Raw genomic sequence first — 18,420 nt, 5'->3', positions numbered from 1 at the left:
CGTAGAAAAAGGACGCAATTTATACCCGCTTTTTTGCAAAATAAAAAATTATCCCCGAGATACCATCCAAATCGAGGTCATCAATATGAATGGATACCAACCGCCTTGATTTTATTGGAGTTTTGGATACCGGCCGCATTATCAAAATGGCGGGAATTGATACATTCGATATTATGTTTCAGGCACGAAAACTGCTGATTCCGGATTTTTGAAATCCATTCGTTTTTATTATTTATCCGGCTGGATTGGCCGGCTTGTCGAATTGCCGCGAGGTGGCAGCGGGCGGGCGCCGCCGGCCGGATGCGGCGGCGCCCGCCAGGCCGACATGCCGTCGCCAGGCGTGGCCAACGCCGCCGACCGTCTATGGATTCACCAGCACCGGCTTGTCGCGGTACGCCGCCGGGAAGGTCCGGGCCAGGTTCTCCACCTTGGGCACGTCGTTCACCATGATGTACATGCTGTACGGATGCCGCACCAGGTAGTCCTGGTGATAGCCCTCGGCGGGATAGAAGCCCTTGAGCGGCTCGACCGTGGTCGCCAGCGCCTTCGGGTAGACGCCCGACTTGTTCAGTTGCGCGATGTAGGCCTCGGCCACTTTGCGCTGGTCGTCATTGGCCGGGAACACCGTGGACCGGTACTGCGTGCCGCTGTCCGGACCCTGGCGGTTGAGCTGGGTGGGATCGTGCGCCACCGAGAAATAGATCTGCAGCAGCTGGCCATAGCTGACCTGGCTGGGGTCGTAGGTGATCTCGACGGATTCCGCGTGGCCGCTGCGGCCGCCGCTGACGGTGTCGTAGTCGGCGGTGGACGCCTGGCCGCCGGCGTAGCCGGAGACCGCCGAGGTGACGCCCTTGACGTGCTGGAACACCGCCTGCACGCCCCAGAAGCAGCCGCCGGCGATCACGGCCTTTTCCTGGGCCGCGCCGGCCGGCGCGTCGAGCGCGGGCGGCGGAATGACGAAGGCGGTTTCGGCGGCGCCGGCCGAGCCCAGGGCGAACAGGGCGCCGGCGGCGGCCAGCGTGGCGCGGGAGAGGGAAAGAAGGGGCATGATGCGCAATCCTCGAAAAAAAGGCGGCCCAGGTCAGGCCTGCGGGGTGAAGCTCATGGCCACGCCGTTCATGCAGTAGCGCAGTCCGGTCGGGCGCGGCCCGTCGTCGAAGACGTGGCCCAGATGGCCGCCGCAGTTGCTGCAATTGACGGCGGTGCGGGTCATGCCGAAGCTGCGGTCTTCCAGCGTGTCGACGGCGCGTTCCAGCGGCTGCCAGAAGCTGGGCCAGCCCGTGCCGCTGTCGAACTTGGTGGCCGACGAGAACAGCTTCTGGGCGCAGCCGGCGCAGGCGAACGTGCCGGCGCGGTGCTCGTCGTTGAGCGGGCTGGTGTAGGGCCGTTCGGTGCCTTCCTGGCGCAGCACGTCGTATTGCGCCTTGGTCAGCCGGGCGCGCCATTCGGCGTCGCTCAGGGCATAGGGATAGGCGCGGGGCTGCGCGGCACGGGCGCCACGCCCGGCCAGCAGCGGCGCCAGGCCGGCGGCGGCGAATACACCGCTCGCGCCCAGGAAATGCCTGCGTGTCAGTTTCATGGGAAGTTCCTCGGTGAATGGCTCATGGGGGCCGCGTGGCCGCGGGCCGGCCGTCGGCGCGGCCGGGCCGGCGCCGACGGGGCGGTCGGCTGGCCTACTTGCCCATGCTGTCCTTGCTCATGGAGCCGCCCTTGGACATGCCGTCCTTCGACATACCGCCCTTGGACATCCCGTCTTTCGACATGCCATCCTTGGCCATGCCGTCCTTCTTCATGCCGTCGTGCGACATGCCGTCCTTGGACATGGAGTTCTTCGACATGCCATCCTTGGCCATGCCGTCCTTCGACATGCCATCTTTCGACATGCCGCTCTTGGCCATGCCGTCCTTGGACATGTTGTCGGCCGCGTGCGCGGCAACCGCGCCAAAGGCCAGGCACAGCGAAAATGCGGCGGTGGTGAGTGTCTTCATGATGCGTTCCTCTGGTGTGTCGTGGTGGAAAGAAAAAAGCACCTAGCTGCCGCCGAACCAGTTGTAGCCCTGGTCCTCCCAGTAACCGCCCGGGTAGGTGTTGGTGACGAAAATCGCCTGGATGTGCTTGGGGTTCTTGTAGCCAAGCTTGGTGGGCATCCGCAGCTTCATCGGGAAGCCGTACTCCGGCGGCAGCGTCTTGCCGTCGTAGGTCAGCGCCAGGATCGTCTGCGGATGCAATGCGGTGGGCATGTCGATGCTGGTGTAGTAGTCGTCCGCGCATTTGAAGCCGACGTACTTCGCCGTCAGGTCGGCGCCCACGCGCTTCAGGAAGGCCGAGAACGGCACGCCGCCCCATTTGCCGATGGCGCTCCAGCCTTCGACGCAGATGTGGCGCGTGACCTGGTCGATCTGCGCCATGGCGCGCAGCTCGTCCAGCCGCCAGCGGCGCTTGTCCGCCACCAGGCCGGTGACCTCCAGCCGGAAGCTCTCTTCCTCGACCTGCCGCACCTCGTCGATGCCGTAATAGGCATTGAACGGGAACGGGCGGGTGATCATCGATTCCGGGTAGGTGGGTGCCAGCTTGTTCGGGTCGAAGATCCAGCCCTGCACGCGATCGTTCAAGCGCGACACCGCGGTCAGCGCCTTTTCGACGTTTTCGTCGTCGGACAGCGTGCAGCCGGACAGCATCGCCAGCCCGCCCAGCGTCAGGCCGCGGCGCAGGAAGGCCCGGCGCGAGGGCGCCTCGACCCGCTTGTCCAGGATCTTCACGGCTTCCTTGAGGATGGCGGGGCCGTCCAGGCCCAGCAGCGACAGGCGTCGTTTTGCGCTCACGAGGGTCTCCTTATTTGCCGCGGATCATGGCGATGAGGCTGCGTGGCACCAGCGACACCATGACCAGGTGCACCGCCACGAACGCCACCAGCAGCGCCATGGCGAAGAAATGGATGCGACGCGCGAATTCATAGCCGCCCAGCAGCGTGCGCAGGGTGTCGAACTGCACCGACTTCCACAGCACCAGGCCCGACAGGACCAGCACCGTGATATCCGCGATGACGAACAGGTAGGCCAGCCGCTGCACCTGGTTGTAGTGGCGCGGGTCGGCATGCGACAGCTTGCCGCGCAGGGCCGCGGCCAGGTCGCGCGCCACGCCGCGCGGGCCGACCGGGAAGAACTTGCGCCACAGGCGGCCGGTGGTCAGGTTCAGCCCCAGGTAGAGCAGGCCGTTGACCAGCAGCAGCCACATGCCGGCGAAGTGCCATTGCAGCGCGCCGCCCAGCCAGCCGCCCAGGGTGGCGCCGTTGGGAAAGGTGAAGTCGAAGAACGGCGCGGCGTTGTAAATGCGCCAGCCGCTGGTGACCATGATGACCACGGCCAGCGCATTGAGCCAATGCACGATGCGCAGCCAGCCGGGATGCACCGGGCCGCGGCTGTCGGGCGCCGGGGCGGCGGGGGCGTCTGGGGTGGCGGGCGTGGCCATCATGGCGGGGCTCCTCGGGGAGGCGGTTGTTGTCGTTGGAGCCATTCTTCCCCGGCGCCGATATCGAAGTCCTCACGCAAACTTAAAATAAATGTGATAACTCGCCGGCCATGGATTGGCGACAATAGCGCTGCCGGGGGCGGATCGCCCGCGCCCGGCGCTGTCCGCGGCCCCGGCCGCCACCCTTGCACCGAGCCCCTATGGATACGCCCCGCCGCGTCCTGATCGTCGAAGACGACGCCCACATCGCCGAATTGCTGCGGCTGCACCTGCGTGACGAGGGCTATGCCGTCGAGCACGCCGCCGACGGCAACGAAGGCATGCGCCGGCTCGAAGAGGGCGGCTGGGACGCGCTGGTGCTGGACCTGATGCTGCCCGGCATCGACGGCCTGGAAATCTGCAAGCGCGCCCGCGCCATGACGCGCTACACCCCGATCATCATCACCAGCGCCCGCTCCAGCGAGGTGCACCGCATCCTCGGCCTGGAACTGGGCGCCGACGACTACCTGGCCAAGCCGTTCTCGATGCTGGAGCTGGTGGCGCGGGTGCGCGCGCTGCTGCGCCGCACCGAGGCGCTGGAGCGCAACGCCCGCATCGACGCCGGCAGCCTGCGCCAGCACGGTGTGGCCATCGACCCGATCGCCCGCACCGCCTCGGTCGACGAGCGCCGGCTGGAGCTGACGCCGCGCGAGTTCGACCTGCTGCATTTCTTCGCCCGCAATCCGGACAAGGTGTTCTCGCGGCTCGACCTGCTGAACCAGGTCTGGGGCTACCAGCACGAGGGCTACGAGCACACCGTCAACACCCACATCAACCGGCTGCGCACCAAGATCGAGGCCGATCCGTCCAATCCGCAGCGCATCCTGACGGTCTGGGGGCGTGGCTACAAGTTCGCGGCGGCGCCGGGCGCGCCGGCGGAGCCGACGCCATGAAGCGCCTGACCCTGACCCAGCGCCTGTCGGCCGTGTTCGCCTTGCTGCTGCTGGCTTGCTGCGGCGCGTCGGCCTGGCTGCAGATCTCGGCCAACCTGCGCTACGAACAGGAAGTGGTGCAGCGGCTGTCCAGCGGCCTGGCGCAGCACATCGCCGGCACCAACGAGCTGATGGACGCCAATGGCTGGAAGCCGGAGGCGGTGCGCTCGCTGTTCTCGATGCTGATGATGGTGAATCCGGCGGTCGAGGTCTACCTGCTGGACAACGACGGCCGCATCGTCGGCGACGCGGCGCCGCCCGGGCAGATCAAGCGCGACCGCGTGGATCTGGCGCCGGTGCGCCGCTTCCTGGCGGGCGGGGCGCTGCCGATCGCGGGCGACGATCCGCGCCACCTGGATACCGCCAAGGTGTTCTCGGCCGCCCCGGTGCGCGTGGCGGGGCGCGAGCAGGGTTATGTCTATGTGGTGCTGCAAGGCCAGGCACACGACGCGCTGGCCATGGCGGCCTCGCGCAGCGCGGTGCTGCGCACCACCCTGTGGTCGATCGCGCTGGTGGCCTTGCTGGGCCTGGTGGCGGGCCTGGCGGCATTCGGCCTGATCACGCGGCCGCTGCGGGGGCTGACGCGCGCGGTGCGCGCCTTCGGCGACGACGGCGGCCGCGCGCTGGCCGCGCTGGAAAAGCCGGCCGACGCCGGCGATACCAGCGGCGACGAGATCTCGCTGCTGCGCCGCAGCTTCGTGCAGATGGGACGGCGCATCTCCGAGCAGTGGCGCGAACTGACACGCCAGGACCAGCAGCGGCGCGACCTGGTGGCGAACATCTCGCACGACCTGCGCACGCCGCTGACCTCGCTGCACGGCTATCTGGAAACGCTGCGGCTCAAGGACGAAACGCTGGACGCGGCCGAGCGCCGCCGCTACCTGGATATCGCGCTGGCGCAGAGCCGCAAGGTCGGCCGGCTGGCGCAGGAACTGTTCGAGCTGGCGCGGCTGGAGTCCGGGCTGGTGCGGCTGGAGCCTGAAACGTTCTCGCTGCCCGAGCTGGCGCAGGATGTGATCCAGAAATTCGAATTGGCCGCCGAGGCGCGCCAGCAGCGGCTTACCACCGCCATCGACCAGGAACTGCCGCCGGTGCGCGCCGACCTGGGCATGATCGAGCGGGTGCTGACCAATCTGCTGGACAATGCCATCCGCCACACGGCCCCGGGCGGGCGCATCGAGCTGCGCCTGGGCGCGGCGCGCGGCGGCGTGCAGGTGCGGGTCAGCGACAACGGCGCGGGCATTCCCGAAGCCTTGCGCGCCGGCCTGTTCACCCGCGCCTCGGTGCTGGCCAACGGGCCGCGCGATGGCGGCGGGCTGGGGCTGGTGATCGTGCACCGCATCCTGCAACTGCACCACAGCGACATCCGGCTGGTGGAGCGGCCCGAGCCCGGCGCGGTATTCGAGTTCGACCTGCCGGCGGCGCGCTGAGCCGACGCCGCCCGACGGCGACCTCCGCTAAGGCTGCCGAGGCCGCGGCGGGCCGCCGTCGGGGGTTGCCGCGCCGGCGGGCGCCGGCAGGCGCCGCACCGTGCCTCGCGCGGCGTCGACCTCCAGCCAGTCGCCGCTGGCCACCTGGCGCAGGATGCCCTGCACGTTGACCACGGCCGGTATGCCGAACTCGCGCGCGACGATGGCGCCGTGCGACAGGTAGCCGCCGGCCTCCATGACCACCGCTCCGGCGCGCAGGAACAGCGGCGTCCAGGCCGGATCGGTGGAGGGCGCCACCAGGATGGCGCCGGCCGGCATCGCCAGCGCCGCGTGCGGATCCTGGGCGACGAAGGCGGGGCCCTGCGCCCGGCCGCTGGCGACCGGCGTGCCGCGCCAGGAGCCGTTGCCACCGACCGGCGCGGCGGGCGCGACCACCGGGGGCGCCTCGCCGTATTCGACGATCACGTCGCGATCGGGCGCTTCGGCCCACTCCGCCAGGCGCGCGCGCCGGTCGGCGGCGCGGCGCGCGGCGGCCGCGGGGGCGAGACGGCCCGCGGCGAGCGCGAAGATCTCTTCGGCGGTCAGGTGGAAGATGTCGTCGGCGGCCGCCAGGCCGTCCGCGCCGCGCATGCGCGTGCCCAGCTCCAGCGCGCTGCGGCGCGCCGCCGCCAGGTACGCCACCAGCACGCTGCGCGCGGCTTCGCGCTGGGCGCCTTCGCGGCGCGCGGCCGCCAGCAGCTTCGCGGCCAGCGGACGTTGCCACCAGGGCAGGGCGGCGCGCACCGCCTGCCATGCCTCGCGCGCGGCCCGTTCCTGGCGGGCGCGCAGCGCCGCGGGGTCGGCGCCGATCAGGTTCAGCACGCTGTCCAGCAGGTAGTCGGGCGCTTCGCGCCAGCGCGGATTGCGCAGATAGGTTTCGTACACCGCGCGATGGCCGTAGCGCCCCAGGAAATCCGCCAGCGCCTGGCGGAAGGCGCTGTCCGGCGGCAGGCGCCTGGCCCAGGCGGCGCCATCGCGGCCCGGCTCGCGCAGCCAGGCCAGGGTATGCGGTTCGCGCGCCGCCCGTTGCGCCAGCGCCATCAGGTCATAGCTTTGGGCCGCCGTCACGCTGGGTTCGCCGCCGGCCATCAGCGCCGCGGTCAGCGCATGGCCTTGGCCGGGACGGGCGCGTTCCACCCATTCCAGCAGTTTGGACAGGGCGCCGCCGCCCGAGCCTTGCAGGAAGAACAGGTCGTCGGCGGCGGCCACGGTGCGGAATTGCTCCAGCAGGCGCGCGCCCAGCGCCGCGCTGTCGGCCGGCGGCGCTTCATCCAGCCAGGCCCGCGCCCGCGCGAACTGGCGCGGCAGGTCGGCGTCGGCGCGGCGCCGCAGCGGCCCGGCCCGGCGCAGATAGCGCAGCATGCGCAGTGCGTGGCGCCAGCGCTGCGCCAGGCCGGGCGCGGGCACCTGGATCTCGGGCTGCGGGCCGCCCAGCAGCGCGTTCATGGCGCTCGGGGCGATGCCGAGCGCATCGTGGCCGACCCACTGGATCACGGAGGCGTCCAGGTAGACGCGGCCGTCGAACATTGCCGCCAGGCGCGCGCCCGGCAGCGTGCGGTAGCCGCTCAGTTCGAAGCCGCGAGTCAGCATGCGCTCGGCCATCAGGCGGCCGCCGTCCCATTCCAGCGCGGACATGGGCAAAGGCAGCACTTCGCGGGTATTGCCGCGCGACCAGTAGGAAGGTTGCGATTGCAGGCCGGGGTAGGTGTGGCGCGCCATGGCGGTGACGGGCCGGGCCTGCACGATCCAGAAATCCTGGCCGTCGTGGACCCATTCCAGGTCGTAAGGGGCGCCGGAATAGTCCAGGGCGCGGGCGGCGTCGCGCGCCAGGGCGGCCAGCGCGTCCACCTGCGCGGGCGTCAGGACGGGCTGCGCTGCCCGCGCCGCCGACTGTTCCTCCAGTTGTGTGCCGCCGCCGGCAGCGGGCAGGGTGGCGCGGCGTTTGGCGCCGATGCGTTGGCGGGCCAGGAGCCAGGCCAATTGACGGGCATCCGCGTGCAAGTGGTATTCGTCACCCTCGGCCTGGCCGCCCACCAGGGATTCGCCCAGGCCCCAGTTGGCGTGGATCACCATGCGATCGAGGCGGCCGCCGAGCGGGTCGCAGGTGAAGGCGATGCCGGAGGACGTGGCGGGCAGCAGGGGCATGACCACCACGGCCATGGGGCGTTCTTCGGCCTGCAGGCCGAGGCGCTGGCGGTAGGCGTCCGCCTGCGGCGACCAGGCCGAGTCCCAGATGTGTCGCACGGCGTCGACGGCCGCCGCCGCGCCGCGCACGTTCAGGCACGACAGATGGATGCCGGCGAACGATGCGGTGCGCGCGTCTTCCTGGGGCGACGAGGAGCGCAGCGCCAGGGGCAGGTCGAGCCAGCCGCGCTGGCGCAGGGCCTCGTGCAGCGCCTGCGCCAGCGCGTCGGCCACGGGCTCGCCGGGGCGCCGCGCGAGGCTGGCGGACGCCGCCAGCACGAAGCCCGGCGGCACCGGAACCCCGAGGTGCGCCATGCGCGCCAACTGCCAGCCCTTGCCGCCCGCGCCCGCGACGCCAGCCTCGCGGGCGGCGGCCCAGTCCAGGATGGCCGCGGTGGTCACGCGGCGCTCCCGGATGGCGCCGCGCCTTGCAGGAACAATGAAAGCAGCGCATCGAATTCGCGCGGCAGGCTGGCGCCGGGCAGGTCGAGCCAGCGCAGCAGCGCGCCCAGGTGCAGGAACTGCAGTTGGTGCGTGAGCAGGTCGGCAGGCAGGTCGGCGCGCAATTGGCCCGCCTGCTGCCCTTGCGTGATGAGGCTGTGGAACAGTGTCTGCAAGCCGCTGCGCGGCGAGCGGCCGTCGCCCTGGGCGTCGGGGCGCAGGGTCGACAGGCGGTAACGCAGGTAGGGCCCGAGATAGGCGCGGTTGGCTTCGGACCAATGCGCGGAGGCGTGCAGGACACGCCTGAGCCGCGCGGCAAACCCGGGCACCGCGCGCAGCCTGGGCAGCAGGTCCACCATGCTGGCGGCCAGCTCGGCGTGGAAGCGGTGCGCCAGCAGGGCTTCCTTGACCGGGAAATGGTTGTACAGCGTGCCCTTGGAAACGTCCGCCTGGGCCGCGATCTGCTCCATGGTGACGACCTCGTAGCCCAGGGTCTCGAACAGGCGGTAGGCGGTCTGGGCCAGATGGTCCAGCGTCTGCTGGCGCTTGCGCTCGCGCAGGCCGGGGGCGGGGGAGTCGTGCGGATCGGCGAGGGACATGGGGCGGGAAATTATTGAACGAAAAATAAGATTATACGTCGTTCAATAATTTTCCCGGCCCCGTATGAAGGGGGCAGCCGCGGGCCGGCCGGTCAGGCCGCCGTCGGCATCCTGCCGTTCAGCAGGTAGTCCATCAGCTCGCGCACGCTGCGCATGGCGTCGCCGAACGGCAGCTTGGAGGCGCCCCGGAAGAACAGGCCGCGGCTGACTTCGCCGCGCATGGCGGCGGCCAGCTTCAGGTCGATGCAGAACTGGCCGAAGCGCGCGATGCCGTCGCGCAGTCCGCACTGCGTCAGGCAGTCCATGCGTTGGCTGCAGCGGCGCGCGTCGCAGCGGGTGTTTTCCTGCAGCGTCTTTTCCTGGCGCAGGTAGCGCGTCAGCCAGGGCGTCGGCACGGCGCGGGCCGGCAGGCCGGCGACGCTGGTGAATTCGGCCAGCTTGTCGGGGTCGGCTTCCATCAGCACGCGCTTGAAATTCTCGTGCGCGTCGCCTTCCCGGGTCACGGCGAAGGCCGTGCCGACCTGCACGCCGTCGGCGCCGTTGCCGAGCCAGTGGCGTACCTGTTCATGGCTGCCGACGCCGCCGGCCACGATCAGGCGCGGGGCGTCGCGGCCCAGTTGCAGGTCCTGGAACAACTGGCGGCATTCGGCCAGCACGCGCTTGAAGTCGAAGCGTTCATCGTGGATGTCGTCCAGGCGGGCCGCGCCCAGGTGGCCGCCGGCGTAGCCGGGGTGCTCGATGACCACGGCGTCGGCCATGCGGCCTTTCTTCATCCATTTCTTCAGCACCGCCGCCACGCCGCGCGCTTCGGACAGGATCGGCACCAGGGCCACCTTGGGATAGTCGGCGGTCATGTCGGGCAGGTCCAGCGGCAGGCCGGCGCCCATGACGATGGCCTGGGCGCCGCTTTCGCAGGCCTGGCGCACCAGCGCGGGATGGTCGCGCACCGCCTTCATGACGTTCACGGCCACCACGCCGCGCCCCTGCGCGGTGTCGAGCGCGGCGCGCACTTCACGGTCCAGGGCCACCAGGTTGGCGTTGTCGATCTGCTCGCGGTCGCGGCAGTCCTCGGTCTGCTCGATCAGGTCCGGATGGTGATGGCGCAAGTCCACACTGGCAATGGTGCCGACCGCGTTCTGGCTGGCGACCGCGCCGGCCAGGCGATGGGCGGATACGCCGACGCCCATGCCGCCCTGGACGATGGGCAGCAATTCGCGTCCGGCGAGTGTGAGGGATTTGAACCACGTCATGAAATGGGAGCCTTTATTGGGAACAGTGGCTCCGAGGCTAGAGCAAGGCATGCCGCGCCGCCTTGCGCGGGATCAAGCGGGCGGGGGAAAGCGGGGGGGATGAAGGCGCCGCGCCCGGACGCGGTCGCCGCGAAAGCAAAAAAGGGGCGGAGCACGGCGGCTCCGCCCCTTGCCGCCGGTGAATCACGCCACCAGCTTGACCAGCGCCGGCACCGTCAGCACGGCGGTGTAGTAGCCCATGAACTGCACGCCGGTGTTAAAGCCGAACAGGCGCGACAGCAGGCCGCCGAACAGGCCCATGGTCAGGATCACCAGCAGGCCCAGGAACTGGCCTTCCCACACGCTGATCACGATGATCAGGCCGACGAAGGTGGCGATGATGGCCTCGTGGCTGACCTTGCGCGACACGAACAGCGCGGCGCGGCGCGCGAAGTTCATGGCGAACGGATACGACACGATCGCCGCCAGCAGCACCGCCAGCATGCCGTAGCCCAGGAACTCCCAGTGGTTCAGCAGGTTGTGCAGGTTGTGGGTCTGGCCGCTGGCCGCGTCCACCGTGAAGCGCGGCGGGGCGTTGAACAGCGGCGCGGCCGGACCGGCGGCCACCGGGCTGAGCGGCAGGCCGAAAGCGATCAGCGGGATCAGGGCCTCGGCGATGTAGGTGGCCTCGGTGACGCCGTTGCGCGCGCTCAGCACCGTGGTCAGGCGGTGATAGGCGTGCTTGACGCGCGAGCCCACCAGTTCGCCCAGCACCACCGTCATCGCCACCGGGCTGAACACGAAGGTGGCGCTGGAGATGGTGGCGGTGGCCAGGGTCCAGCGGGTCTGGATGCGGTCCATCACCTTGAGCGGGTTGGGGAAGTAGCCCGACCAGCCCTTGACGTCCGGCGCCAGCGAGAACGTGCGCACCTTGTCGCGCATCATTTTGGCGCGGCCCTGCGGCGCGATCACGGTGAACAGGTCGGCGATCAGCGGGCCGATGGCGATGCCCAGGAAGTAGCTGATGCTGAGCTTGACGCCGTACTTGGCGGTCAGGCTCTGCAGCGCCACGATCACCACCACGAAAGGCACCAGCAGCGCCACCGCGGCCCAGCGGCCGGCCGAGAAATAGGCGATCAGCACCGCCGCGGCCAGGAAGATCCACGGCGCCGACTTGGTGATGGCGCCGCCGAACGGCGCCAGCAGCACGGCGAACAGCACCGCCAGCGGCACCGCCACGAAGGCGGCGACGATGGCGCCCGACACCATCTTGCGCAGCGCGATGTGCGGCACGCCCAGCTTGCGCAGCATGTTGGCGTCCTGCAGCAGCGGCGTGGCCAGCGTGTCGCCGGGGATGCCCAGCAGCGCCGTCGGCACCGCGTGGGTCATGTGCTTGGCCACCGCGCCGGCCAGGAAGAAGGTGAAGACGCCGGCGGGCGGCACGCCCAGCAGCACCACCAGCAGCGTCAGCGGCGCCAGCGTGGTGGTCTCGTCGGTGCCGGACACCAGGCCGATGGCGGCGAACACCACCGCGCCCAGGAGGCCCATGCCGGCGGCCACCATGATCTGTTCAAGCAACACGGGATCGCTCATGCCGGCACCTCTTCACGCAAGTTTTGCGGTTGGGCCTGCGACGCCGGGGCCGCGGCGGGGGCGGCGAACAGCTCGTACAGGTCCAGTTCCTTCAGCTCCTTGACCACCGCGGGCGGCAGGTCGGCCAGCGTGCCCAGGCCGCCCGGTTGCGCGGCCAGTTCGGCCAGCACCTCGGCGCGCCAGGCCGGATCGTGCGAGGCGCTGTGCTCGACCACTTCGCGCTTGGGCGGGAACAGGCGGGCGCAGATCACGCCCGCCAGCACGCAGCCGGCCAGCCCGGCCAGCATGGCGTAGGCGTGCGCCAGTTCGGGCGAGGCGACCTTGTCGCGCAGCCAGCCGCTGGCGGCGTAGAAGCCGGCCACGCTGACGGCGATGCCGATGGCGATGGCCCACGCCAGGTGGCGCAGGTCGACCGTGTCGTTCCATACTTCGGCCAGGCGTCCGGCGGACGCCTTGCTGTCTCTTTCCATGTCTGTCTCCTTGATGGACGGGTGGCGCGGGAGGTTCCCGGCGCCGCCTCTGTTCTTGTGCGGCCGGCGTGCCTGCGCCGGCCGTGCCGCGCCGTCAGGCCGGTTTCCGCAGTTCCTCCAGCAGCGCCAGCGCGCGGTCGGCGCGCACGTCCTTTTCCTCGGCCATGCGGCGGGCCAACTGGTCGACTTCGGCGCCCACCGCGCCCACCGTCAGCGCGATGTTGCGCGCGTGCAGCGCCATGTGGCCGCGCTGGATGCCCTCGGTGGCCAGCGCCCGCAGCGCGCCCAGGTTCTGCGCCAGGCCCACGGCCACGGCGATCTCGCCCAGTTCCTGGGCCGAGCGCACCGCCATGATCTTGAGCGCCAGCCGCGCCAGCGGATGGGTCTTGGTGGCGCCGCCCACCAGGCCCACCGGCATCGGCATTTCCAGCGTGCCGACCAGGGCGCCGCTGGCGTCCTTTTCCCAATGGGTCAGCGAGGTGTAGCGGCCGTCGCGGCAGGCGTAGGCATGGGCGCCGGCCTCGACCGCGCGCCAATCGTTGCCGGTGGCGACGATGACCGGGTCGATGCCGTTCATGATGCCCTTGTTGTGGGTGGCGGCGCGGTACGGGTCGGTGGCGGCGAACACGTAGGCGTCCAGCACGCCCTCGATGATCTCGGCGCCGCTGCGGTCCTTGGTGTCGAGCGTTTGCGGCGTCAGGCGCACGCGGGCCCGCGACAGGCGCAGGTCGGCCAGGTTGGACAGGATGCGCAGCCGCACCGTGCCGCCGGTGATCTCCTCGACCAGCGGCGCCACGGCCTCGGCCATGGTGTTGACGGTGTTGGCGCCCATGGCGTCGCGCACGTCGACGATCAGGTGCAGCACCAGCATCGGGCCGCGCGGCGTGTCGGCGAACACGTGCGCCTCGATGTCCTGGCAGCCGCCGCCCAGGCCGATCAGCACCTGGTCGCGGCTGTTGGCCAGCTTGACGATGCGCTCGCGCTCGCGCAGCAGGGCGACGCGCGCGCCGTGCGGATCGGTCAGGCCCAGCACCTGCACCTGGGCGCGCATCAGCGGCCGGGTGCTGGAGGTTTCGAAGCCACCATTCTCGCGCGCCAGCTTGGCCATGAACGAGGCGGCCGCCACCACCGACGGTTCTTCCACCGCCATCGGCACCAGCACGTCGCGGCCGTTGACCTGGAAGTTGCCGGCCACGCCCAGCGGCAGCTCGAAGGCGCCGATGACGTTCTCGATCATGCCGTCGGCGCGGTCCAGGCCCAGCGCGCCCGGTTCGGCCAGTTGCTGGCGTTCCTCGGGCGTCAGGCCGGCCGCGTCGGCGATGGCGGCGAGGCGTTGGGCGGGGGTGAGGGCGCGGAAGTTGGGCAGGCGTGAATCGGCCACCATGGCATGTGTCTCCATCGGAAATCTAAGAATTGGGTGGCCAGATTCTAGGTAAACTGTACCGGCATTCAGAGGTACAGTTTGGGCGAACAGTACCATCGCACTGCACCAATTTTCGACTTTTTCCCGCTGGAAACCACGCCGTGGACGCCGATAACTCCCCGGGCCGCGCCCCGCGCGCCGCGCCCATCGCCGAAAGCCTGGCGCGCCTGATCGGGCGCCAGATCGCCGAGGGCGTCTACCGCCCGGGCGATAAATTGCCATCGCTGCGCGAGCTGGCGCAATTGCACCGCTACGCCAAGAACACCGTGGTGGTGGCGTTCGAGATGCTGGTGGCGCGCGGGCTGGTGGAACCGCGCCGCGGCTCGGGCTTCTACGTGCTCGATACCGGACCGGCGCGGCGCGCCGCCGACGAGGAGCCGGGCCAGTTGAGCCGCGCCATGGACATCGTCTGGCTGATGCGCGAGCAGCTCAAGACCCAACCAGACGCCATCGCCGCCGGCGACGGTTTCCCGCCGGTGGAATGGCTGGCCGACATGCGCATGGACCGCTATCACCAGAAGGTGGTGCGCACCGGCCTGGGCACGCTGTTCCGCTATGGCAGCCGCTTCGGCTACGCGCCGCTGCGCGAGAGCCTGGTGCGCAAGCTGGGCGACGTCGGCATCAGCGCGGCGCCGTCGCAACTGGTGTTGACGCACGGCGCCAACGAGGCCATGGACCTGGTGATCCGCTACTTCCTGCCGCCGGGCGCGGCGGCGCTGGTGGACGATCCGGGCTACTACCCGCTGTTCGGCAAGCTCAAGCTGGCGGGCGTGCGCATGCTGGGCGTGCCGCGCCTGGCGGACGGGCCTGACCTGGCGGCGCTGGAGGCCTTGTTGCAGCGCGAGAAGCCGCGCCTCTTTTTCACCCAGTCGCTGGCGCACAATCCCACTGGTTCGGACATCTCGCCGGCCAAGGCCTACAAGCTGCTGCAGCTGTCCGAGCGCTACAACCTGATCGTGGTGGAGAACGACCCGCTGGCCGACTTCAAGCCGACCTCGGCGGTGCGGCTATCGGCGCTGGATCAGCTGGAACGCACGGTCTACATCGGCAGTTTCTCGAAGTCGTTCTCGGCGGCCTTGCGGGTCGGCTTCATCGCCTGCGGCGCGGGCCTGGCCAGCGATCTGGCGGACCTGAAGGCGCTGGTGCACGTCAGCAGTTCGGAATACTGCGAGCGCATGGTCGACGTGATGCTGCGCGACGGCCACTACGAACGCCATCTGGTGCGCCTGCGCCAGCGGCTGGAGGCGGCCACCGGCGACGCGCTGCGGGTGCTGGATTTGCTGGGCGCCGAGGTCTACGCGCGGCCCACCAGCTCGCTGTACCTGTGGTCGGCGTTTCCGGGCGTGGACAATTCGCTGGCGCTGGCCCAGGACCTGATGCCCGAGAAGGTCATCATGGCGCCGGGCCGGGTGTTCAGCGTCGACCCGACCGCCGTGTCGCCGTGGTCGCGCTGCAATGTGGGCGCGGTGGCGTCGCCGCGCTTTCACGCGGCGCTGGCGGCGCGCCTGGGACGCGCCAGCGCTCAGCGGTAGGCGAATTCCTCGAACCAGCCGCGCAGCAAAGCCTGTGCCTGCGTGCCCAGCAGCCGCGCCGGCGGCGTGCTGGGGCAGCTGCGCGCGCCCTGCACCGCGAAGCGCTTGACGCCGCGCCGCGCCAGTTCGCGCGCCAATCCCAGCAACCGGGTCTCGTCGAGCCAGTCGGGATGCCAGGTGATGCGGCATTCGAAATCCACGCCGGCCGTCAGCAACTGCGTCAGGCAGGCCTGCGCCGGGCGGTGCGAATCGCGCCGGCCGGTGATGTCGTCATAGCCCTGCGCGTCGGCCTTGATGTCCAGGCCGACCCAGTCCAGGTAGCGCAGCACGTCGGCCAGCCGCAGCGGATAGATGCCGGCCGTGTGCAGGCCGATGCGATAGCCCATGCGCCGCGCCTCGCGGATCATCGACGGCAGGCGCGGTTCGCTCAGCGGTTCGCCGCCGGAGAACACCACGGCTTCCAGCAGCCCCTGGCGGTTGTCGAGGAAGGCGCGCACGTCGCGCCAGTCGTAGCGCGCGTTGCGCGTCTGCAGTTCGGGGTTGTGGCAGTAGTGGCAGCGCCACGGACAGCCGGCGATGAAGATGACGGCGGCCAGCGTGCCGGGCCAGTCCACGGTGGAAAACGGCGTCAGCCCGCCCACCGCCGGGGAATGGCGCGGCAGCGGCTGGGCCGCCGGCCGCGGCGGCGCGGCATAGGCCATGCGCGGTGGGTGGCGGGCGGGGGCGGCCTTGTGGCCGCCGGCCGCTTCAGGCACGTTGTTCGACGAAGAAGCGGCGTTCATTGAATTCGCCTTGTTTGCCGGTATTGAAGGAAGACACGGGGCGGTGGTAGCCCATGACGCGGGTCCAGACTTCGCAGCGCACGCGCTGGCTGTCGTCCAGGCGCAGCGCCTGCGGGGCGGCGGCTTCGGGAGAGATCACGGTTTGCATAACGGCTCCTTGGGGAAAGGCCGGGCGGGGATCGCCCGGGGAAAAAAGCGGTCGACAGCGGCGGTCAGGCCGGCGCGCAGCAAGACGCCTGCCTGGCCAGCAATTCGGCGTCGCACTTCGGGCAGAACTCGTGGTGCCCGGCCAGATAGCCGTGGTTCGGGCAGATCGAGAACGTCGGCGTGACGGTGATGTACGGCAGCCGGAAATTCGACAGCGCGCGCCGCACCAGTTCCTTGCACGCGCTGGCCGACGACACGGCCTCGTTCATGTACAGGTGCAGCACGGTGCCGCCGGTGTACTTGCCCTGCAGCGCTTCCTGCAGGGCCAGCGCCTCGAACGGATCGTCGGTGTGGCCCACCGGCAGCTGGCTGGAGTTGGTGTAGTAGGGCTGGGCCTCGGTGCCCGCCTGCAGGATGCCGGGGTAGCGCTTGCGGTCTTCGCGGGCGAAGCGGTAGGTGGTGCCTTCGGCGGGCGTGGCCTCCAGGTTGTAGAGGTGCCCGGTCTCTTCCTGGAACTCGGTCATGCGCGCCCGCACCCGATCCAGCAGGCGCACCGCCAGCGCATGGCCGGCCGGCGTGGTGACGTCCTCGGCGTCGCCGCTGAAGTTGCGGATCATCTCGTTGATGCCGTTCACGCCCAGCGTGCTGAAGTGGTTGCGCAGCGTGCCGAGGTAGCGCCGCGTGTACGGGTACAGCCCCTGGTCGATGTAGCGCTGCACCACCTTGCGCTTGGTTTCCAGCACGTCGCGGCCCAGGCCCAGCAGGTGATCCAGGCGCGCCATCAGCGCGGCCTCGTCGCCGCGGCAGGTGTGGCCCAGGCGGGCGCAGTTGACGGTCACCACGCCCACCGACCCGGTCTGCTCGGCCGAGCCGAACAGGCCGTTGCCGCGCTTGAGCAGTTCGCGCAGGTCCAGCTGCAGGCGGCAGCACATGGAGCGCACCATGTGCGGCTCCAGGTCTGAATTGAGGAAGTTCTGGAAGTACGGCAGGCCGTAGCGCGCGGTCATCTCGAACAGGCGCTCGGTGTTGGGATGGTCCCAGTCGAAGTCGGGCGTGATGTTGTAGGTGGGAATCGGGAAGGTGAACACGCGCCCCTTGGCGTCGCCGGCCATCATCACCTCGATGTAGGCGCGGTTGATCATGTCCATCTCGGCCTGCAGGTCGCCATAGGCGAACGGCATTTCCTCGCCGCCGACGTAGGGGATCTGCTCCTTCAGGTCGGCCGGGCAGGTCCAGTCGAAGGTCAGGTTGGTGAACGGCGTCTGCGTGCCCCAGCGGCTCGGCACGTTCAGGTTGTAGATCAGTTCCTGCATGCTTTGCTTGACCTCGGCGTAGGTCATCGCGTCGCGCCGGATGAAGGGCGCCATGTAGGTGTCGAACGAGCTGAAGGCCTGGGCGCCGGCCCATTCGTTCTGCAGCGTGCCCAGGAAGTTGACAATCTGGCCGATGGCCGCCGACATGTGGCGCGGCGGCGTGGCCTCGATCTTGCCGGGGATGCCGTTGAAGCCCTCGGTCAGCAGCTGGCGCAGCGACCAGCCGGCGCAATAGCCGCTGAGCATGTCCAGGTCGTGGATGTGGATGTCGCCGTCGCGGTGGGCCTGGCCGGCCTCGGGGGTGAAGACGTTGGACAGCCAGTAGTTGGCGGTGACCTTGCCGGCCACGTTCAGGATCAGCCCGCCCAGGCTGTAGCCCTGGTTGGCGTTGGCGTTGACGCGCCAGTCGCGCTGTTCCAGGTATTCCTCCATGGCGCTTTCCACGTCCACCAGGGTGTGGCGCAGCGCGCGCAGGCGGGCGTGTTGTTCGCGGTAGACGATGTAGGCGCGGGCGGTGCGCCAGTAGCCGGCCTTGACCAGCGTTTCCTCGACCTGGTTCTGGATGGTCTCCACGCCGGGGCAGACGTTGCCTTCGGCGGCCAGCGCCTCGATCACCGCGCCGGTCAGCGCCTGCGCGACGTCGGCGTCCAGTTCTCCGGTGCCGCGGCCGGCGGCGGCGATGGCCGCGGCGATCTTGTCGCGGTCGAATGCGACGACCCGGCCGTCGCGCTTGAGGATGTGTTGGAGTTGCATCGCTGACACCATATGTTGTGGGGTAGGAAAACTCTACCACCACCTA

Annotated in this window: 18 protein-coding genes; 4 read left to right on the top strand and 14 right to left on the bottom strand. The window is 69.8% G+C overall.

Translation table 11 applies throughout. The features are described 5' to 3' along the window. The first annotated feature begins 89 nt into the window (after positions 1–89). A complete protein-coding gene (locus tag ACUTAG_RS31055; protein ID WP_255412746.1) occupies positions 90–212 on the top strand; it encodes a hypothetical protein in 123 nt (40 codons plus the stop codon). A 149-nt stretch (positions 213–361) separates the two neighbouring features. Here the strand turns inward: ACUTAG_RS31055 and msrA are convergent, their stop codons facing one another. The 5 genes from msrA to ACUTAG_RS31030 form a co-directional block, all read right to left on the bottom strand. Further along, positions 362–1,048 (bottom strand): peptide-methionine (S)-S-oxide reductase MsrA, encoded by a 687-nt coding sequence (gene msrA, locus ACUTAG_RS31050; protein WP_020927877.1) that lies wholly within the window; start codon positions 1,046–1,048, stop codon positions 362–364. Positions 1,049–1,081: 33 nt separating this feature from the next. Continuing rightward, positions 1,082–1,579: a peptide-methionine (R)-S-oxide reductase MsrB gene (gene msrB, locus ACUTAG_RS31045; protein ID WP_038503644.1), complete on the bottom strand. Its 498-nt coding sequence runs from the start codon at positions 1,577–1,579 to the stop codon at positions 1,082–1,084. Between the two features lie 94 nt (positions 1,580–1,673). Next, complete coding sequence (locus ACUTAG_RS31040) at positions 1,674–1,988, bottom strand: pentapeptide MXKDX repeat protein (protein ID WP_026383752.1); 315 nt, start codon at positions 1,986–1,988, stop codon at positions 1,674–1,676. A gap of 42 nt (positions 1,989–2,030) precedes the next feature. Next, positions 2,031–2,822 (bottom strand): molybdopterin-dependent oxidoreductase, encoded by a 792-nt coding sequence (locus ACUTAG_RS31035; protein WP_024068998.1) that lies wholly within the window; start codon positions 2,820–2,822, stop codon positions 2,031–2,033. A gap of 10 nt (positions 2,823–2,832) precedes the next feature. Further along, the gene (locus tag ACUTAG_RS31030; RefSeq protein ID WP_054498874.1) at positions 2,833–3,471 is read right to left on the bottom strand and encodes a cytochrome b/b6 domain-containing protein; all 639 of its coding nucleotides are present in this window, start codon (positions 3,469–3,471) and stop codon (positions 2,833–2,835) included. A 197-nt stretch (positions 3,472–3,668) separates the two neighbouring features. On the opposite strand from ACUTAG_RS31030, the gene ACUTAG_RS31025 reads away from it, so the two are divergent. Then, positions 3,669–4,400, top strand: coding sequence for a response regulator transcription factor (locus ACUTAG_RS31025; protein WP_024068996.1), 732 nt, complete (start codon positions 3,669–3,671; stop codon positions 4,398–4,400). Beyond that, a complete protein-coding gene (locus ACUTAG_RS31020) occupies positions 4,397–5,869 on the top strand; it encodes a sensor histidine kinase (protein WP_112957620.1) in 1,473 nt (490 codons plus the stop codon). Before ACUTAG_RS31025 ends, ACUTAG_RS31020 begins: the two co-directional genes overlap by 4 nt. A gap of 27 nt (positions 5,870–5,896) precedes the next feature. On the opposite strand, the gene ACUTAG_RS31015 is transcribed toward ACUTAG_RS31020, so the two are convergent. From ACUTAG_RS31015 to ACUTAG_RS30990, 6 genes are all read right to left on the bottom strand, one after another. Next, a complete protein-coding gene (locus ACUTAG_RS31015; RefSeq protein WP_262352281.1) occupies positions 5,897–8,494 on the bottom strand; it encodes a PEP/pyruvate-binding domain-containing protein in 2,598 nt (865 codons plus the stop codon). Beyond that, on the bottom strand, positions 8,491–9,132 hold the full coding sequence (locus ACUTAG_RS31010) for a TetR/AcrR family transcriptional regulator (RefSeq protein ID WP_148318821.1): 642 nt from the start codon (positions 9,130–9,132) through the stop codon (positions 8,491–8,493). Before ACUTAG_RS31010 ends, ACUTAG_RS31015 begins: the two co-directional genes overlap by 4 nt. Positions 9,133–9,224: 92 nt before the next feature. Further along, on the bottom strand, positions 9,225–10,382 hold the full coding sequence (locus tag ACUTAG_RS31005) for an NAD(P)H-dependent flavin oxidoreductase (protein ID WP_020927870.1): 1,158 nt from the start codon (positions 10,380–10,382) through the stop codon (positions 9,225–9,227). A gap of 183 nt (positions 10,383–10,565) precedes the next feature. After that, a complete protein-coding gene (locus ACUTAG_RS31000; RefSeq protein WP_020927869.1) occupies positions 10,566–11,954 on the bottom strand; it encodes a tripartite tricarboxylate transporter permease in 1,389 nt (462 codons plus the stop codon). Continuing rightward, a complete protein-coding gene (locus ACUTAG_RS30995) occupies positions 11,951–12,424 on the bottom strand; it encodes a hypothetical protein (protein ID WP_148318823.1) in 474 nt (157 codons plus the stop codon). Before ACUTAG_RS30995 ends, ACUTAG_RS31000 begins: the two co-directional genes overlap by 4 nt. A gap of 94 nt (positions 12,425–12,518) precedes the next feature. Further along, entirely contained in the window at positions 12,519–13,808 is a 1,290-nt protein-coding gene (locus tag ACUTAG_RS30990) for a hydroxymethylglutaryl-CoA reductase, degradative (protein ID WP_024068992.1), read from the bottom strand. Positions 13,809–13,948: 140 nt separating this feature from the next. Between ACUTAG_RS30990 and ACUTAG_RS30985 the strand changes: the two genes are divergently transcribed. Further along, positions 13,949–15,379: an aminotransferase-like domain-containing protein gene (locus tag ACUTAG_RS30985; protein WP_148318825.1), complete on the top strand. Its 1,431-nt coding sequence runs from the start codon at positions 13,949–13,951 to the stop codon at positions 15,377–15,379. On the opposite strand, the gene ACUTAG_RS30980 is transcribed toward ACUTAG_RS30985, so the two are convergent. From ACUTAG_RS30980 to ACUTAG_RS30970, 3 genes are all read right to left on the bottom strand, one after another. Then, complete coding sequence (locus ACUTAG_RS30980) at positions 15,370–16,161, bottom strand: anaerobic ribonucleoside-triphosphate reductase activating protein (protein WP_187378318.1); 792 nt, start codon at positions 16,159–16,161, stop codon at positions 15,370–15,372. The genes ACUTAG_RS30985 and ACUTAG_RS30980 overlap by 10 nt on opposite strands. Next, positions 16,127–16,309, bottom strand: a complete 183-nt coding sequence (gene nrdD, locus ACUTAG_RS30975; protein ID WP_006395259.1) for an anaerobic ribonucleoside-triphosphate reductase — start codon at positions 16,307–16,309, stop codon at positions 16,127–16,129. The genes ACUTAG_RS30980 and nrdD overlap by 35 nt, the downstream gene beginning before the upstream one ends. Positions 16,310–16,373: 64 nt before the next feature. Beyond that, positions 16,374–18,374, bottom strand: a complete 2,001-nt coding sequence (locus tag ACUTAG_RS30970; RefSeq protein WP_054443321.1) for a ribonucleoside triphosphate reductase — start codon at positions 18,372–18,374, stop codon at positions 16,374–16,376. Between the last annotated feature and the right edge of the window lie 46 nt (positions 18,375–18,420).

The organism is Achromobacter sp. CSND-B12 (assembly GCF_052906545.1).
The sequence above is the reverse complement of the archived record's forward strand: the minus strand, read 5'-3'. Positions and strand labels throughout refer to the sequence as shown.

Coding starts and splice junctions, on each gene's coding strand:
- ACUTAG_RS30990 (WP_024068992.1), bottom strand. CDS start 13,808: ATGGTGGCCGATTCACGCCTGCCCAACTTCCGCGCCCTCACCCCCGCC.
- msrB (WP_038503644.1), bottom strand. CDS start 1,579: ATGAAACTGACACGCAGGCATTTCCTGGGCGCGAGCGGTGTATTCGCC.
- ACUTAG_RS30970 (WP_054443321.1), bottom strand. CDS start 18,374: ATGCAACTCCAACACATCCTCAAGCGCGACGGCCGGGTCGTCGCATTC.
- ACUTAG_RS31010 (WP_148318821.1), bottom strand. CDS start 9,132: ATGTCCCTCGCCGATCCGCACGACTCCCCCGCCCCCGGCCTGCGCGAG.
- ACUTAG_RS31005 (WP_020927870.1), bottom strand. CDS start 10,382: ATGACGTGGTTCAAATCCCTCACACTCGCCGGACGCGAATTGCTGCCC.
- ACUTAG_RS31030 (WP_054498874.1), bottom strand. CDS start 3,471: ATGATGGCCACGCCCGCCACCCCAGACGCCCCCGCCGCCCCGGCGCCC.
- msrA (WP_020927877.1), bottom strand. CDS start 1,048: ATGCCCCTTCTTTCCCTCTCCCGCGCCACGCTGGCCGCCGCCGGCGCC.
- ACUTAG_RS30980 (WP_187378318.1), bottom strand. CDS start 16,161: ATGAACGCCGCTTCTTCGTCGAACAACGTGCCTGAAGCGGCCGGCGGC.
- ACUTAG_RS31040 (WP_026383752.1), bottom strand. CDS start 1,988: ATGAAGACACTCACCACCGCCGCATTTTCGCTGTGCCTGGCCTTTGGC.
- ACUTAG_RS31025 (WP_024068996.1), top strand. CDS start 3,669: ATGGATACGCCCCGCCGCGTCCTGATCGTCGAAGACGACGCCCACATC.
- ACUTAG_RS31020 (WP_112957620.1), top strand. CDS start 4,397: ATGAAGCGCCTGACCCTGACCCAGCGCCTGTCGGCCGTGTTCGCCTTG.
- ACUTAG_RS31055 (WP_255412746.1), top strand. CDS start 90: ATGGATACCAACCGCCTTGATTTTATTGGAGTTTTGGATACCGGCCGC.
- ACUTAG_RS31000 (WP_020927869.1), bottom strand. CDS start 11,954: ATGAGCGATCCCGTGTTGCTTGAACAGATCATGGTGGCCGCCGGCATG.
- ACUTAG_RS30995 (WP_148318823.1), bottom strand. CDS start 12,424: ATGGAAAGAGACAGCAAGGCGTCCGCCGGACGCCTGGCCGAAGTATGG.
- nrdD (WP_006395259.1), bottom strand. CDS start 16,309: ATGCAAACCGTGATCTCTCCCGAAGCCGCCGCCCCGCAGGCGCTGCGC.